The following is a 15,005-nucleotide window of genomic DNA, read 5'->3' on the forward strand; positions in this document are numbered from 1 at the left end:
CGCTTGTAGCTGTTGGTGCCGGAGTTGGAGAAGGCGTTGATCGCCTTGGCGTGCTTGAAGATGCCGCCGATGTACCACAGCGCCAGCTGCGACAGGCCACCGTAGCCATCGCCGGTGAACAGATTGGTGCCGCCCTTGGCCAGCGACTGGTGGACGTGCATGCCGCTGCCGTTGTCGCCCACGATCGGCTTGGGCATGAAGGTCGCGGTCTTGCCGTTGCGATAGGCCACGTTCTTGATGACGTGCTTCATGCGCAGCAACTCATCGGCCTTCTTCACCAGCGAGTTGAACTTGGTGCCGATCTCGCACTGGCCGGCGGTGGCGACTTCGTGATGGTGTACTTCCACTTCGATGCCGATCTGCTCCAGCGTCTTGCACATCTCCGCGCGGATGTCGTGCAGCGAATCCACCGGCGGCACCGGGAAGTAGCCGCCCTTGATGCCGGGGCGATAGCCGCTGTTGCCGCCTTCAATCTTGGCGCTGCTGTTCCACGCGGCTTCTTCCGAATCGATCTTGAAGAAGGTGTGGCCCATGTCATTGCCGAAGCGCACGCCGTCGAAGATGAAGAACTCCGGCTCCGGGCCGAAGAACGCCTGGTCGGCAATGCCGCTGGCCTTGAGGAAGGCCTCGGCGCGCTTGGCGATGCCGCGCGGGCAGCGGCCGTAACCCTGCATGGTGGCCGGGTCGAGGATGTCGCAGGTCAGCACCACGGTGGGATCGGAATAGAACGGATCGAGGTAGGCGGTGCTGGCATCGGGCAGCAGCACCATGTCGGACTCGTTGATGCCCTTCCAGCCGGAGATGGAGGAGCCATCGAACATGCGGCCGTCCTCGAACAGCGCCGGCTCCACGATGTTGACCGGGAAGGTGACGTGCTGTTCGACGCCGCGCATGTCCACGAAGCGCAGGTCCACGTACTCGACCTTGTTGTCCTTGATGAGTTTCTCGACCTGTTCGTACGACATTTGGGCTCCGCTGGATGAGGGTTGCGTGGAAGGTGGGGACTCTTGCGTTTCCTATTGCAAGCCGCGTGCCAACTGCTAACCCATTGATTTTCAAAGGGTGATCTTGCATTGCAGCATCGAAATGCACATGAATGGTGCGTATTCGATGCGTAATTCACTTAATTGGTGAATTGCCGCTGCGCTATCCTGCGCCGTCGCCGCCAACCCCGCGCCCATGAACGACCTGCTCGCCGCGCTGCTGCTCGGCATCATCGAAGGCATCACCGAGTTCCTGCCGGTTTCCAGCACCGGCCACCTGCTGATCGCGCAGCACTGGCTGGGCCATCGCAGCGACCTGTTCAACATCGCCATTCAGGCCGGCGCGATCCTCGCGGTGGTGCTGATCTATCGCCACCGCCTGCTGGGCCTGCTGGCGGCATTCGTCGGGCGCGACATGCGCGCGCCGCACGACCCGCTGGGCAAGGACGTGCGCCCCGCGCAAGTGCGCGAATACGGCTTCAAGCTGTTGCTGGCCTTCATCGTCACCGCCATCGGTGGCCTGCTGGTGAAGGCGCTGGGCTGGGAATTGCCAGACACGGTGCGGCCCATCGCGTGGGCATTGATCTTCGGCGCGTTCTGGATGGTGATTGCCGAACAGCTTGCTGCGAAACGCGCGGCGCGCGAAGGCGAGCGCACCACGATTTCTTGGACCACGGCGGTGCTGGTCGGCATCGCGCAAGTGGTGGCAGGCGTGTTCCCCGGCACCTCGCGCAGCGCCGCGACCATCTTCGTCGCCCTGCTGGCCGGCACAACCAGCCGCGCCGCAGCCACCGAGTTCGCCTTCCTGGTCGGCATCCCCACCATGTTTGCCGCCACCGGCTTTGAGCTGCTGTCGATGCTCAAGGATGGCGGGTTGGGCAACGAGGACTGGGCTGCGCTGGGCGTCGCTTTCATCGCGTCTGCCGTCACCGCCTTCATCGCCGTGAAATGGCTGCTGCGCTATATCGAAACCCATCGCTTCACCGCATTCGCCGGTTATCGCGTGGCGCTGGGCATCGCGCTGCTGCTGTGGTTGCCAAGCGGCAGCTGAACGCACCGCATCGTCGGCAACCCCGTTCGCCACCCGCCGCCGTTTGCATCGCCGTCATTCACAAGGAGACCGACATGAAGCGCATCGTTTTGCTGGCCCTGCCCATCGCCCTGCTGGCCGCTTGCAGCAACAAGCCAACGCAACCTGCGACCGACGCGGCTGCGGCCAGTGCCAATGCATTGGACACCACGCTGCTGCATGCCAACCACTGGCAGCTGATTGAAGCCACCGGCGCAGACGGCAAGCACATCGATGCGCTGTTCGTGCGCGCCAATGCGCCGATCACGCTGGACATCGACGAAGGTCGTCTGTCCATCGCCAACGCCTGCAACGGCATGGGTGGCGGCTATGCGCTGGAAGGCGACACCCTGACCATCGCACCGCTGGTCGCCACCCAGATGGCCTGCCCCGAACCGGCGGTGATGGCACTGGATCACGAAGTCAGCCGCCGGCTGGAAGGCGCGCTGAAAATCCAGTCGCTGGATGCAGGCACGCTGACGCTGACCAATGCTGCCGGCGACGTGCTGCGCTTCAGCGGCAAGCCGACCGCCGATGGGCGCTTTGGTGGCCCCGGCGAGCGCGTGTTTCTGGAAGTGGCCGCACAGACCAAGCCGTGCAGCCACCCGATGATCCCGAACATGCAGTGCCTGCAAGTGCGCGAACTACGGTACGACGACAACGGCATGCAGGTCGACACGCCGGGCGCGTTCCAGCACTTCTATGACGCCATCGAGGGCTATACCCACGAACCGGGTGTGCGCAACGTGCTGCGCGTGAACCGCTACAAGCTCGCCAACCCGCCCGCCGACGCCTCAGCAAACGCCTACGTGCTGGACATGGTGGTGGAGTCGGCGAAGGAGTAAGTCTCAGCCGAACAGGCTGTAGCTGCCATGGATGCTGGCTTCGGCCAGCACATGGCCCTGCATCGCGCGCAGTGCATCGCCTGCGGTGAACGCGGCCGGCAGGTTCAGCGTTGGCACGTCCAGCGCGAACACGCGGAAGAAGTAGCGATGCGTGCGCGCATCGTGCGGCGGCGGATACGGGCCGTCATAGCCGAAATACTGCCCGGCCATCGCCACATCACCCGCGAACCAGCCGGTGTAGTCATTCAGGCCGCGCACGCCGCCTGCATCGCTGCCCGCCGGCTTGCCGCGCGCGGTCAGGCCATCGCTGCAACTGCCCGCGGCAATTTCACGCACGTCGGAGGGAATGTCCGCCACCGCCCAATGCACGAAGTCGCCACGCGGGTGTTCCACCGGGATGGGTTTGGAGTTGTCCGCCACCAGCGCGCCATCGGTCGGTGCATCGGTGTCGATGCACAGCAGCACGAACGAGCGCGTGCCGTCCGGCACTTCGCTCCACGCCAGATGCGGATTGCGGTTGCCGCCGAATCCGTCCTTGCCGTCGCGCGCACCCAATGCGAACTCGGGCGGGATCGGCTTGCCGTTTTCAAAACTGTCGCTGTGGATTTTCATGCGATGTCTCCCGAAGGCGGATGCGGGGATTCTATGCCGCGCTGTGGCAAACGATCACCAGACACCCGTAGATGCGGAGCTTGCTCCGCATGTCGATGTGTCGAGCGGCAATGTGCCGAGCAAGCTCGGCACCTACAGGGTCAGGCGCGTTGCTGTTTGTAGGCGGGGAGCTTGCTCCCCGAATTGCCGTGCCGAGCAAGTTCGGCACCTACACGTTGTGGCGCAGCAACCGCTCCGTCACCCAGCGCTCGGCATAGCCGTCCAGCGAAGCGCTTTCGATGAACCCGCAATGGCCGCCGTGCGCGGCCAGTTCCAGTTGCACTTGCGGGTAGTCGGCAACGCGCTCGAACTCGCGCAGCGGAATCACCGGATCGTCCGCTGCCATCAGGATGTCCGCCGGCAGCGCCAGCGCGCGCAGGCGTTCACCGGCGACCGAATAGCCATCGAAATAATCATCCAGCGTGGCGAAGTCGGTATGCCGCAGCACCATCCATTCGGTCAGCGCGCGCATGCGCAGCTTCAGCACATCGTCGGCGAAGCCGTGCGCCTGCGGGAACAGTTCGCGCTTGCGTGCCAGCGAGCGCCGCCACTTGTGTTCGAAGTAGCGCATGTACAGCGGCAGGCCGTTTTCCATCTGCTCCATCGTGCGTGCCGGATCCAGTACCGGGCAGACCGCTGCCACGCGCTGCAATGGCAGGCCGGCAGCAGGCGCACGCAGGGCCAGGCGCAGGGCGAAGTTGCCGCCCAGCGAATAACCGGCAGCATGCAGCGGCAAGCACGGCCAGCGCGCGGACACCTCGCAGGCGGCGCGCACGATCTCGTCGATGCGGTTGGAATGGAACAGGCCTTCGTTGAGATGATGACTGTCGCCGTGGTCGCGGAAGTTCAAACGGAACACCGCAAACCCCGCGCGCAACAGGCTGGCGGCGGTCAGCCGCATGTAACTGGAATCGACGCTGCCTTCCCAGCCGTGCAGCAGCAACACCAGCGCATGCGGCTGGCCCGTTACCGGCGTGCTGTACACGCCTTGCAGGCGCACGCCGTCGCCGGCATCGACCAGCATCGGCTCATGTCGCGCATCCACTGCATGCAGGCGCTGATGCGCGCGGCGCGCACGCAATGGGCTGGATGACAACACCGATTGCAGGTGCGGGCTGCGCAGCCATGCTGGCGGCGCGAACGGCGAACGCTGCGGGCCAGTGCCGCTCATGCCATCGACATCGCCTGCGCCACGCGCTCACGCGCGGTCTGCGCGATGCCGCGCCGGCCTTCGTGTTCGGTATGCAGGATGGGCTCCAGGAAACACACGCGCACAGGCCTTGCCGGTTCACCCAGCAGGCGCAGGAAGTTGCCGACGAAATGCTCGCGCGGGGCGAAGGCGACGATCTGCTGCGCCTGGCAATGCACGCCGTAGCACAGCGCCACCGGCTGCACCGGAGCGTCGGCTTCCACCGCGGCAGTGAAGATGCGCGCGTGGAAAGCGCCAAGTTCACTGCCGTTGCGGGTGCCGCCTTCGGGGAACGCCGCCACCGCGCGTCCGTTGCGCAGGCGCTGCGCCATCTGGGCCATCACCTGCCCCAGCGAATCGCCGTTGCCGCGTTGCAGGTAGATGGTCTCGGCATGGGACGTGACCCAGCCCACCACCGGCCAGCTGCGGATTTCCGACTTGGCGATGAAGCCCATCATGTGCTGCGAATGCAGGGCCACGATGTCGATCCAGCTCACATGATTGGCGACGAACATGGTGCCGCCTGGCAGCGGTGTGCCGTGGCGCTCCACTTTCATGCCGAACACCCGCAACAAACCGCGCGACCACCAGCGCACCGCCGCCTGCGACAGCGGCCCGCCCTTGCCGATGACGATCAGCAGCAGCGTGACCGGCAAGTGCAGCAGCACATGCCAGAGCATCATCGGCACACGGTAAAGGTAGCGAAGCGCGCGCATCGGGCGACGTCTGGATTTGGGGGATGGAGCGCAACCTTAGCGGATTGGCGCTGGAGCTTTCAGCCTAGCGGTTCAGCCGCCTGCGCCAAACAACCACGGCTGCGCCGCGCGATGTTTCGCTTCGAACGCCATGATCGCGTCGCGCTCCTGCAGGGTCAGGCCGATGTCATCCAGCCCGTGCAGCAGGCAATGCTTGCGGAAGGCATCCACTTCGAAGGAATACGTCACGCCATCCGGCCGCGTGACCGTCTGCGCAGCCAGATCAACGGTCAGCGTGTAACCGTCTGTCGCTTCGCACTGCGCGAACAGCGCATCGACTTCTTCTTCCTTCAACACCACCGGCAGCAGGCCGTTCTTGAAACTGTTGTTGAAGAAGATGTCGGCGAAGCTGGGCGCGATCACCGTGCGGAAGCCGTATTCGTCCAGCGCCCACGGCGCGTGCTCGCGGCTGGAACCGCAGCCGAAGTTCTCGCGCGCCAGCAGCACGCTTGCGCCCGCGTAGCGCGGGAAGTTCAGCACGAAGTCCGGGTTGACGGGGCGCCTGGCGTGGTCCTGCCCCGGCTGGCCGACGTCGAGATAGCGCCACTCGTCGAACAGATTGGGGCCGAAGCCACTGCGCCGGATCGACTTCAAGAATTGCTTGGGGATGATCTGGTCGGTATCGACATTGGCGCGATCCAACGGGCAGACCAGTCCGGTGTGGGTGGTGAAGGCTTTCATATCGTTTTCCTCAAGCCTGCATCAGTTCGCGTACATCGACGAAATGCCCGGCCACCGCAGCGGCAGCGGCCATCGCCGGGCTGACCAGATGCGTGCGTCCGCCCGCGCCCTGCCTGCCTTCGAAATTGCGGTTGGATGTGGACGCGCAATGCTCGCCTGCTTCCAGCTTGTCGGGATTCATCGCAAGGCACATCGAGCAGCCCGGCTCGCGCCATTCAAAGCCCGCTTCGATGAACACCTTGTCCAGCCCTTCGGCCTCGGCCTGCGCTTTCACCAGACCGGAACCGGGCACCACCATCGCCTGCTTCACGTTGGCCGCGACCTTGCGGCCCTTCGCAACTTTAGCAGCGGCGCGCAAGTCTTCGATCCGCGAATTGGTGCAAGAGCCAATGAACACACGATCCAGCCGGATCGCGGTGATCGGCTGGTTGGCCTGCAGGCCCATGTATTTAAGCGCGCGCTGGATCGAATCCTTCTTCACCGGATCCGGCTCGCGCGCCGGATCGGGCACGTTCTGATCCACCGCCAGCACCATCTCCGGCGAAGTGCCCCAGCTCACCTGCGGCTTGATGTCTTCCGCACGCAGTTCGACCACGGTGTCGAACACGGCATCGGCATCGGACACCAGCGTCTTCCACAGCGCCACCGCCGCATCCCAGTCTTTGCCCTTGGGCGAGAACGGGCGATCCTTCACGTAGTCGATGGTCTTGTCATCGACCGCCACCATGCCCACGCGCGCGCCGGCTTCGATCGCCATGTTGCAGACGGTCATGCGGCCTTCGACCGACAGCGCGCGGATCGCACTGCCGCCGAACTCCAGCGCGTGGCCATTGCCGCCCGCCGTGCCGATCCTGCCGATCACCGCCAGCACGATGTCCTTTGCGGTCACGCCGAATGGCAGCTCGCCTTCCACGCGCACCAGCATGTTCTTCATCTTCTTGGCGACCAGGCACTGCGTTGCCAGCACGTGCTCCACTTCCGAGGTGCCGATGCCATGGGCCAGCGCGCCGAACGCGCCATGCGTGGAGGTGTGCGAATCGCCGCAGACCACGGTCATGCCCGGCAGGGTCGCGCCCTGTTCCGGGCCGACGACGTGGACGATGCCCTGGCGCGGATCGTTCATGCCGAACTCGAGGATGCCGAAGTCCTCGCAGTTCTCGTCCAGCGTCTGCACCTGCAGGCGCGAGACCTCATCGACGATGGCGGCAAGGCCACCGGCGCGCTCCACCCTGGTTGTCGGCACGTTGTGATCGGGCGTGGCGATGTTGGCATCGATCCGCCACGGCTTGCGGCCTGCAAGGCGCAGCCCTTCGAAGGCCTGCGGCGAGGTGACCTCGTGCAGGATGTGACGGTCGATGTAGATCAGCGAGGAGCCGTCGTCGCGACGCTTGACCTCGTGCATCTCCCACAATTTGTCGTACAGGGTCTTGCCTGCCATCTGCTGTTCCGTGCGTTCGGTTGATCCGGGTGCGGCGAATGCCTGCCGGGTGGTTGCACGACCATCGTAGCGTTCCCGGGCGGTGGAAATATCGAACTGCGTGGTTTAGTATTGCGGCATGGCCAGCCATTCCACCCCCGCCACGCCCGCCTGCTGCACGCCGCGCAGTGCCGGCCCCGGTCGCCCCAAGGATCCGGGCAAGCGCATCGCCATCCTGGATGCCGCCAAGCGGTTGTTCCTGCTGAACGGCTTCGACGGCACCAGCATGGACCAGATCGCCGCCGAGGCAGGCGTCTCCAAGCTCACCGTCTATAGCCACTTTGGCGACAAGGACAAATTGTTCGCCGAAGCCGTGCGCGCGCATTGCGAGCAGAACCTGCCGGATGCGCTGTTCGCGCCCGCACCGGATGTGCCGCTGCGGCAGCGCCTGAGCGACATCGGCCATGCCTTCTACGCCATGGTGATGGCACCGGAAGCCATCGCCGGGCACCGCATCCTGTGCTCGCCGCAGGCCGCCTCCAATGGCATGCCCACGCTGTTCTGGGAAGCCGGGCCGAAGCGCGTGCAGGACGCCTTCGCCGATCTCCTGCAGCGCCGCATCGACGCTGGCGAGCTGGAGATCGATGACACCCAATGCGCCGCCGCGCAGTTCTTCACCCTGCTCAAGGGCGAACCGCATGCGCAGGCGGTATTTGGTTTCTGTTGCAGCGCTCGCGAAGTCACGCCGCAGGCGCACGTTGCCAGCGTGGTCGATCTGTTCCTGCGGGCCTATGCACGCCGCTGAACAATGCCTGTGCGTGACCTTCGGGCCGGTGACTTCCGGCACTGCGTGCGGGTGTACCGGCACACCCACACTGCGGCCCATGCAAAGGCCGGACGCTAGAATTGCCGGTTCCCCGCAACGGATGACCCACGCATGAGCATCGACTACGCCCACGCCCGCGAAAACATGGTGGAACAGCAGGTTCGCCCCTGGGACGTGCTGGACACGCGCGTGCTGGATGTTCTTGCCCGCATGCCGCGCGAAGCCTTCGCGCCCGCCGCGCTGCGCAGCCTGGCCTATACCGATGTCGCGCTGCCGCTGGCACATGGCGAAGCCATGCTGAAGCCGGTACTGGCCGGCCGCGCGCTGCAATCCGTGCTGCCGCAGGCCGGCGAAAGCGTGCTGGAAATCGGCACCGGCAGCGGCTACCTGACCGCCTGCCTCGCCGCGCTGTCGCGCGAGGTGACCAGCATCGAACGCCATGCCGATCTTGCCGAGACCGCGCGCGCCGCGCTGGCTGCGCAGGGCATCGCCAATGCCAGCGTGATCCATGCCGATGCCTTCGGCTGGCATCCGGGCCGCAGCTTCGACGTGATATGTGTCACTGGCGCAGTGGACGAAATCCCGCAACAGTTCATCGGCTGGTTGAATCCCGGTGGCCGCTTGTTCGTGGTGCGCGGTCGTTCGCCGGCGATGGAAGCCGTCTTGGTGCAGCAGGACGTCAACGGCCTGCGTACCGATTCGTTGTTCGAAACCGACCTCCCCTATCTGGCTGGCGCCGCGCCGGTGCCCGCCTTCGCCCTGTAAGCCCCACCAAGGAACGCCCCCATGCTGCGTCGCCCGCTCGCCCTTGCCCTCGCCCTTGTCCTGCTGCCCTCGGCGGCGCAGGCGGACGATCTGTTGCAGAGCTACCACAACGCGCGCAACGGTGACCCGCAGTACGCCGCCGCCGAATCCACCCGCGCCATCGCCGCCGAACGCCCGGTGCAGGCACGCGCCGCACTGCTGCCCAACATCGGCGGCTCGGTTGGCCTGGATGTCCGCAACAATGCCGCTACCAACGGCAACAGCCGCAGTGGCGCGTGGGGCGTCAGCCTGTCGCAGTCGGTGTTCGACTACGGCAACTACACAGCGCTGCGCGCCGCCAAGGCGCAGGACCGCGCTGGCGGGTTCGACCTTGAAGCGGCGGGCCACAACCTGATCGCGCGCACCGCCGCCGCCTATTTCAGCGTGCTGGTGCAGCTTGAAACCCTGCGCGCCGCCGAAGCCGCCGAAGAAGCGCTGAAGAAGCAGTTCGACTTCGCCAGCAAGCGGCTGGAAGTTGGCCTTGCGCCGATCACCGACGTACACGAAGCCCGCGCCCAGTACGACGGCGCGCGCGCCAGCACCATCCTGGCCCGCAACGCCGCGCAGGACGCCTATCAGGCGCTGGTGGAAATCACCGGCACCCCGGTCGCCAACCTCAAGGGCCTGCCGGACGACTTCAAGCCGGCGCTGCCGGAACAGGGTGATGCCGAACGCTGGGTTGCCACCGCGCTGGCACAGAACCCGTCGCTGAAGGCACAGGCCGCGGATCTGGAAGCCGCCGAAGCCAGCGTGGCCACCGCCCGCTCCGGCCACCTGCCCACGCTTGGCCTGCAGGCATCGCGCAGCAAGGCCATCCCCAGCTTTTACGATCCCGATTTCACCGGCAGCAACAAGGCATCCAACAGCGTTGGCCTGACCCTGAACATCCCGATCTTCTCGGGCTTCGCCACCCAGTCCAGCGTGCGCAGCGCGCTGGCCCAGCGCGACGCCACCGCCGACGGGCTGGAGCAGACCAAGCGCGCGATCGAACGCAACACCCGCAGCGCCTACCAGGCGCTGGTGGCCGGCATCACCGAAGTGGAAGCGCGTCGTCTCGCGCTCGTGTCCGCACAGAGCGCCTACGAGGCCTCGCAGGTCGGTCTGGAAGTCGGCACCCGCACCGTGCTGGACGTGTTGAACAACCAGCGCACCCTGTTCTCCGCACAGCAGGCCTACGCGCAGGCCAAGTACAACTTCCTGCTCAGCCGCCTGCAGCTGGAACAGGCCGCAGGCACGCTGGACGTGGCCGATGTCGAAGACGTCAACCGCCTGCTGACCACCGACAACCCGGTCAGCGTGCGCTGACCACCCTGTCTTGCGTGATGTAGGTGCCACGCTTGCTTGGCACATGGCCGCGCATCGCGCGTCGCGCGTGGAGCAAGCTCCACGCCTACAGGGAATGACGATTCGTGCGTGATGTAGGTGCCAAGCTTGCTTGGCACATGCGGGGAGCAAGCTCCCCGCCTACGAACAGTGAAACACCCGTTCTTCCGTAGGTGCCGAGCTTGCTCGGCACATGGGTGACGGTTTCGTGCGTGATGTAGGTGCCAAGCTTGCTTGGCACATATCGCTTCCGCCAAAAAAACAGGGGCGCCGAAGCGCCCCTGCCCACGTCCTGCCAACCACAGGCCACGGGAAAACAACCCCGGCGCGGATGCGCCGCAGGGTTTACCAACTGAAACCCGCGCCGGCGGACACCGTGGTATCGCTGCCGGACACCGCCGCGCCCAGCGACACGCTGGCGTTCGGGCGCACCAGGCGCTGGTACTGCAACGCCATCGCCGCGCGCCCATGCTGCGAGCCCACGCCCATGCCGATCCGGTTCTGGCCCGGCAGGCCGGCGGCGTTCACCGCAGCGGCGCTCATCGCACCACCCATCGCGCCCATGCGGTCGATGCGTGCATCGGTCTGGGCGAAGCGCAGGTCAACCGCCTGCTGGTACTGGCTGAACTGGTCGTTCCACGCCGCAAACTTCTGGTCGGTATAGGCATTGGCCGAAGCCACCGCCGCCTGCGTCCTGGTATCGGTGTAGGACTTCGACGAGGTCAGCGTGGCGGCATCACCCGCATCCGCGTACTGCTGCGCGGCGGTCAGGGTGGCGGCATCGCCGGCATCCACATAGGCCGCGTCCATCGCCGCGCCCGCGCCCGGTTCACCCTGCGGCCCCTGCGGGCCAGCCGGGCCTTGCGGGCCGGGTTCGCCCTGCGGGCCTTGCGCACCACCGCCACCGTTCGCGGCCAGCGAGGTCAGCATGCTGTCCACCGCGGCAAAGGCATCGGCCACGGTGCTGTAGTTGTTGCCCTGAATGGTGAAGGTGGGGCCGGTGAACACGCCGTTCACCCAGCTTGCACCGCCGCCGAAGGCATTGGCAACCGGCAGCAGGTTGGTGCCGCCGCCCAGGGTGATGCCTGCCACTGCCGCGTTGAGCTGGCGCAGGTTCACGGCATCGAACTCCTCGGTGCCGTCGGCCACGTGGATGATCTGGCGCTCGTTGCCGGTGCTGCCCACGCTGACCGCGTACTCGCGGTCGGCCACGGCCTTGTGGCCGATGGCGGTGCTGTAGTCGCTCAACGCCTGCGACTGGTAGCCGATGGCCGTGGAGTAGGCGCCGTTCGCGACGTTGACGAAGCCCAGCGCCGTGCTCTGGTAGCCCTGCGCGGTGTTGTTGTAGCCAAACGCGCTGGCGCGGTAGCCATGCGCAGTGTTGGTGTAGCCGTAGGCGCTGGAACCGTCGGCATCGGCGGTGTTGCTGTAGCCCATCGCGCTGCTGAACAGGCCTTTGGCGTGATTGCCGTGGCCATACGCGCTGCTGGCACTGCCGGTGGCCTCGTTGTCGTAGCCGAAGGCGCTGCTGAAGTTGGCGGTGGTGGTGTTGAGAAAGCCGAAGGACAGGCTGCCCACGCCACCGGCCACGTTGTTGCCGCCCACCGCATGGCTGGCGCTGCCATTGGCCTGATTGTTGTAGCCGATGGCGCTGCTGTCCTTCTTGTCGGCCACGTTGGTGCTGCCGAAGGCACTGCTGTTGGCACCATTGGCCTTGTTCGCGGCACCTACCGCACTGGCGTCCGTGGCGGCGGCCTCGTTCGAGGAGCCAATGGCGCTGCTGCGCAACCCGTTGGTCAAGTTGCTGAAGCCGATGGCGCTGCTGTTCTGGGCCTCGGCACGGTTCACCATGCCGAAGGCGCTGCTGTAGTTGCCAACGGCATGGTTGGCGTAGCCGAAGGCAGCGCCGGTATCGCCAAGCACGAGGTTGCTGAAACCAAACGCGCTGCCCCGGTTGGCTTCGACCTTGTTGAGCAAGCCAAACGCGCTGCTGAAACTGCCCAGCGCCTCGTTGTCGATGCCCATGCCCGTGGACTTCTTGCCATTGGCCGTGTTGTTCCTGCCGATGGCGATGGATTCCTCGCCGTTGGCCTTGTTGTTGGGCCCGCAGGCGTAGGCCATCAAGCCGTTTGCGGTGGAGCCGTTGTAGAAGCCCTCGATATCGGCATCGGCGCAGATGCGGCCATCCGCCGCGTGTGCAGGCAGGACGACAACGGCAGAGGTGATGGCAAGGATGGCCAGCGCCAGCGAATGCTTGCGGAAGGCGGTGTGGTTGGAACGGTTCATGCGGGTTCTCCTGTGAGTGGTGCGGCACGCGCCGCGAAGGGTTCACTCATGGAATCGACGGTTCCGCCGGAAACCCGCCAACTTTTTTCAAGGCATCAAATTCGTCTCCGTAACCCGTAGGCGGGGAGCTTGCTCCCCGCATCCCCCGACCACGATGTGCCGAGTCCCCGAAAAGGGGATGCAAGCACAACTTGGTATCTACGGGTGGCGTGGGTGCACGGGTTGCAAATACATGGCGGGTTTCCACCGCAAACGGCGATTACCTGTTTGAACACCGGATCTCGCCGGTCACCCGCCACGGACATGCCCATGAACGCCATGCTGAAACCCACCCCCACGTACACCCTGCTGTCACCGGCGGAGATCGAGTTGATCCAGTCGCAGTTCGCGCGCATCGGGCGCGATGCCGACGGCTTCGCCATCGATTTCTACGATGCGTTGTTCTCCATCGCGCCGCTGGTGCGGGCTATGTTCCGTGGGCCGATGCCGGAGCAGCGTGCCAAGCTGGTGAAGGTGCTGTCGATGCTGGTCGCCAGCCTGCGCAACCCGGCGGCGCTGGACGCGCCGCTGGCGGAGCTGGGCAGGCGGCATCGCGGCTATGGCGTGCTGGCGCTGGATTACGACAAGGTGGGCGAGGCGCTGCTGCAGGCGCTGGGCATGCGCCTTGGCGATGCGTTCGATGCAGGTGCGCGCGCCGCGTGGGGCAAGCTGTATGTGCACGTTGCCAGCCGCATGATGGCGGGCTGAAGCGTGTGCTACGCGGCCTGTTCGATCTGCCGCTGCAACCACGCGCGGGCGGTGGCCCAGTCGCGCTGCACGGTGCGTTCGGAGATGTCCAGCGCCTGCGCGGTTTCGCGCTCGCTGTAGCCGGCAAAGAAGCGGCATTCCACGATCTGCGCCAGCCGTGGCGAGCGTTCGGCCAGCACTTGCAGGGCATCGTTGATGGCGAGGATCTTTTCGTCGTCGGCGATTTCCACTTCCAGCGCATGCTCGAAGCCGACGCGCTGGAACTCGCCGCCGCGCTTGACCCGCAGCTGCGCGCGGATGGCCTCGATCAGGATGCGCCGCATCGCCACCGCCGCCACCGCGAGGAAATGCCCACGGTTGCCGAAGCCGGGCGAGGACGACAGCCGCATGTAGACCTCGTTTACCAGCACCGTGGTGGCCAGCGTGTCGCCCACGGCAAAGCGGCGGCGTTCGCGGCGGGCAGTGCGGTGCAATTCGTCGTAGAGCAGCGGCACCAGGTCGCGTACTGCTTCCAGCACCTGTGGCGCGTGGGTGGCGTCCAGCATGTCGGGCGCCGGTTCGGCGTATTCGATGGCGATGGAATCCTGCATGGCGCGCTCCCCCCGGCCCGGAGTGTGCGCTATTTTGCGGCCATCCGGCGCAGGGGATGCAAGCCGGGGGCAACGGAGACACACGATGGGCGCGCATGACGACGCGGGTGAGATCGACTGGGCGAAGCTGGAAGCCCTGTTCCCCGATCTGCTGGATTTGCCGCCGGGCAAGCGCGCGGCTTTCCTTGACCGCCATTGCCGCGATGCGCCCGCGCTGCGGCGCGAACTGGAAGCGATGCTGGCGGCATCGGAAGCCGATTCCGTGCTCGACCGCGTGCCGCAGGTGCGCGCACAGGGCGAGGACGAGGAGGCAGACGCTGCCGTCGTGGAAACCGGCATGCGGCTGGGCGCGTGGCAGGTGGTGCGCCAGATCGGGCGCGGCGGCATGGGCGAGGTGTATCTGGCCGAGCGCGTGGAAGGCGGCTTCGGCCAGCAGGCGGCGATCAAGCTGCTGCACCGCGATGCCATGCAGCATGCGGAACGCTTCGAGGAAGAGCGCCGCATCCTTGCGCAGTTGTCGCATCCCAACATCGCGCGCCTGCTGGATGGTGGCTTCCACGAAGGCCGCGCGTGGATGGCGATGGAATACGTGCCGGGGCGCACCATCACCGAGCATTGCCGCGCGCATGCACTGCCGCTGCAGGCGCGGCTGAAGCTGTTCCATCAGGTCTGCGCGGCGGTGGCGCATGCGCATGCCGCACTGGTGATCCATCGTGACCTGAAGCCCAGCAACATCCTGGTGGACGGCAGTGGCGCGGTGAAGCTGCTGGACTTCGGCATCGCCAAGCTCATCGATCCGAATGCAACGGCGGTGCGCGCCACCCACACCACCGCGTTCA

15 protein-coding genes are annotated in these 15,005 nt (G+C 65.9%); 7 read left to right on the plus strand and 8 right to left on the minus strand.

Annotated features, from left to right (window positions below):
* A partial coding sequence (gene glnA, locus QM612_RS12260; RefSeq protein WP_415254167.1) for a type I glutamate--ammonia ligase occupies positions 1-965 on the minus strand: 965 nt, incomplete at its 3' end.
* Positions 966-1,179: 214 nt separating this feature from the next.
* On the opposite strand from glnA, the gene QM612_RS12265 reads away from it, so the two are divergent.
* Positions 1,180-2,034: an undecaprenyl-diphosphate phosphatase gene (locus QM612_RS12265; protein WP_415254168.1), complete on the plus strand. Its 855-nt coding sequence runs from the start codon at positions 1,180-1,182 to the stop codon at positions 2,032-2,034.
* A 74-nt stretch (positions 2,035-2,108) separates the two neighbouring features.
* Positions 2,109-2,897: a DUF4377 domain-containing protein gene (locus QM612_RS12270; protein WP_415254169.1), complete on the plus strand. Its 789-nt coding sequence runs from the start codon at positions 2,109-2,111 to the stop codon at positions 2,895-2,897.
* Between the two features lie 3 nt (positions 2,898-2,900).
* On the opposite strand, the gene QM612_RS12275 is transcribed toward QM612_RS12270, so the two are convergent.
* The 5 genes from QM612_RS12275 to leuC all read right to left on the minus strand — a co-directional run bounded on the left by QM612_RS12275 (position 2,901) and on the right by leuC (position 7,611).
* Positions 2,901-3,509: a YbhB/YbcL family Raf kinase inhibitor-like protein gene (locus QM612_RS12275; protein WP_415254170.1), complete on the minus strand. Its 609-nt coding sequence runs from the start codon at positions 3,507-3,509 to the stop codon at positions 2,901-2,903.
* 208 nt (positions 3,510-3,717) lie between these two features.
* Positions 3,718-4,719 (minus strand): YheT family hydrolase, encoded by a 1,002-nt coding sequence (locus tag QM612_RS12280; RefSeq protein ID WP_415254171.1) that lies wholly within the window; start codon positions 4,717-4,719, stop codon positions 3,718-3,720.
* Positions 4,716-5,453, minus strand: coding sequence for a lysophospholipid acyltransferase family protein (locus QM612_RS12285; protein ID WP_415254172.1), 738 nt, complete (start codon positions 5,451-5,453; stop codon positions 4,716-4,718). Before QM612_RS12285 ends, QM612_RS12280 begins: the two co-directional genes overlap by 4 nt.
* A gap of 72 nt (positions 5,454-5,525) precedes the next feature.
* Positions 5,526-6,173, minus strand: a complete 648-nt coding sequence (gene leuD / locus QM612_RS12290) for a 3-isopropylmalate dehydratase small subunit (RefSeq protein WP_415254173.1) — start codon at positions 6,171-6,173, stop codon at positions 5,526-5,528.
* 10 nt (positions 6,174-6,183) lie between these two features.
* Entirely contained in the window at positions 6,184-7,611 is a 1,428-nt protein-coding gene (gene leuC, locus QM612_RS12295; RefSeq protein WP_415254174.1) for a 3-isopropylmalate dehydratase large subunit, read from the minus strand.
* A 118-nt stretch (positions 7,612-7,729) separates the two neighbouring features.
* Here leuC and QM612_RS12300 point away from each other — a divergent pair, with 118 nt between their 5' ends.
* The 3 genes from QM612_RS12300 to QM612_RS12310 all read left to right on the plus strand — a co-directional run bounded on the left by QM612_RS12300 (position 7,730) and on the right by QM612_RS12310 (position 10,525).
* On the plus strand, positions 7,730-8,395 hold the full coding sequence (locus tag QM612_RS12300; protein ID WP_415254175.1) for a TetR/AcrR family transcriptional regulator: 666 nt from the start codon (positions 7,730-7,732) through the stop codon (positions 8,393-8,395).
* A 132-nt stretch (positions 8,396-8,527) separates the two neighbouring features.
* Positions 8,528-9,181: a protein-L-isoaspartate O-methyltransferase family protein gene (locus QM612_RS12305; protein ID WP_415254176.1), complete on the plus strand. Its 654-nt coding sequence runs from the start codon at positions 8,528-8,530 to the stop codon at positions 9,179-9,181.
* A gap of 21 nt (positions 9,182-9,202) precedes the next feature.
* Complete coding sequence (locus QM612_RS12310; protein WP_415254177.1) at positions 9,203-10,525, plus strand: TolC family outer membrane protein; 1,323 nt, start codon at positions 9,203-9,205, stop codon at positions 10,523-10,525.
* 363 nt (positions 10,526-10,888) lie between these two features.
* On the opposite strand, the gene QM612_RS12315 is transcribed toward QM612_RS12310, so the two are convergent.
* Positions 10,889-12,829, minus strand: a complete 1,941-nt coding sequence (locus tag QM612_RS12315) for a YadA-like family protein (protein ID WP_415254178.1) — start codon at positions 12,827-12,829, stop codon at positions 10,889-10,891.
* A 309-nt stretch (positions 12,830-13,138) separates the two neighbouring features.
* Between QM612_RS12315 and QM612_RS12320 the strand changes: the two genes are divergently transcribed.
* The gene (locus tag QM612_RS12320; protein ID WP_415254179.1) at positions 13,139-13,576 is read left to right on the plus strand and encodes a globin domain-containing protein; all 438 of its coding nucleotides are present in this window, start codon (positions 13,139-13,141) and stop codon (positions 13,574-13,576) included.
* 8 nt (positions 13,577-13,584) lie between these two features.
* On the opposite strand, the gene QM612_RS12325 is transcribed toward QM612_RS12320, so the two are convergent.
* Entirely contained in the window at positions 13,585-14,166 is a 582-nt protein-coding gene (locus QM612_RS12325; RefSeq protein ID WP_415254180.1) for an ECF-type sigma factor, read from the minus strand.
* 85 nt (positions 14,167-14,251) lie between these two features.
* Between QM612_RS12325 and QM612_RS12330 the strand changes: the two genes are divergently transcribed.
* The coding region (locus tag QM612_RS12330; RefSeq protein WP_415254181.1) for a serine/threonine-protein kinase at positions 14,252-15,005 on the plus strand (754 nt) is incomplete at its 3' end.

This window comes from Thermomonas sp. (genome assembly GCF_047606765.1).
Lineage (GTDB): Bacteria > Pseudomonadota > Gammaproteobacteria > Xanthomonadales > Xanthomonadaceae > Thermomonas.

Excerpts from the sequence above, each read along its gene's own strand:
- QM612_RS12265 (WP_415254168.1), top strand. The coding sequence starts at position 1,180 with ATGAACGACCTGCTCGCCGCGCTGCTGCTCGGCATCATCGAAGGCATC.
- QM612_RS12270 (WP_415254169.1), top strand. The coding sequence starts at position 2,109 with ATGAAGCGCATCGTTTTGCTGGCCCTGCCCATCGCCCTGCTGGCCGCT.
- QM612_RS12275 (WP_415254170.1), bottom strand. The coding sequence starts at position 3,509 with ATGAAAATCCACAGCGACAGTTTTGAAAACGGCAAGCCGATCCCGCCC.
- QM612_RS12280 (WP_415254171.1), bottom strand. The coding sequence starts at position 4,719 with ATGAGCGGCACTGGCCCGCAGCGTTCGCCGTTCGCGCCGCCAGCATGG.
- QM612_RS12285 (WP_415254172.1), bottom strand. The coding sequence starts at position 5,453 with ATGCGCGCGCTTCGCTACCTTTACCGTGTGCCGATGATGCTCTGGCAT.
- leuD (WP_415254173.1), bottom strand. The coding sequence starts at position 6,173 with ATGAAAGCCTTCACCACCCACACCGGACTGGTCTGCCCGTTGGATCGC.
- leuC (WP_415254174.1), bottom strand. The coding sequence starts at position 7,611 with ATGGCAGGCAAGACCCTGTACGACAAATTGTGGGAGATGCACGAGGTC.
- QM612_RS12300 (WP_415254175.1), top strand. The coding sequence starts at position 7,730 with ATGGCCAGCCATTCCACCCCCGCCACGCCCGCCTGCTGCACGCCGCGC.
- QM612_RS12305 (WP_415254176.1), top strand. The coding sequence starts at position 8,528 with ATGAGCATCGACTACGCCCACGCCCGCGAAAACATGGTGGAACAGCAG.
- QM612_RS12310 (WP_415254177.1), top strand. The coding sequence starts at position 9,203 with ATGCTGCGTCGCCCGCTCGCCCTTGCCCTCGCCCTTGTCCTGCTGCCC.
- QM612_RS12315 (WP_415254178.1), bottom strand. The coding sequence starts at position 12,829 with ATGAACCGTTCCAACCACACCGCCTTCCGCAAGCATTCGCTGGCGCTG.
- QM612_RS12320 (WP_415254179.1), top strand. The coding sequence starts at position 13,139 with ATGAACGCCATGCTGAAACCCACCCCCACGTACACCCTGCTGTCACCG.
- QM612_RS12325 (WP_415254180.1), bottom strand. The coding sequence starts at position 14,166 with ATGCAGGATTCCATCGCCATCGAATACGCCGAACCGGCGCCCGACATG.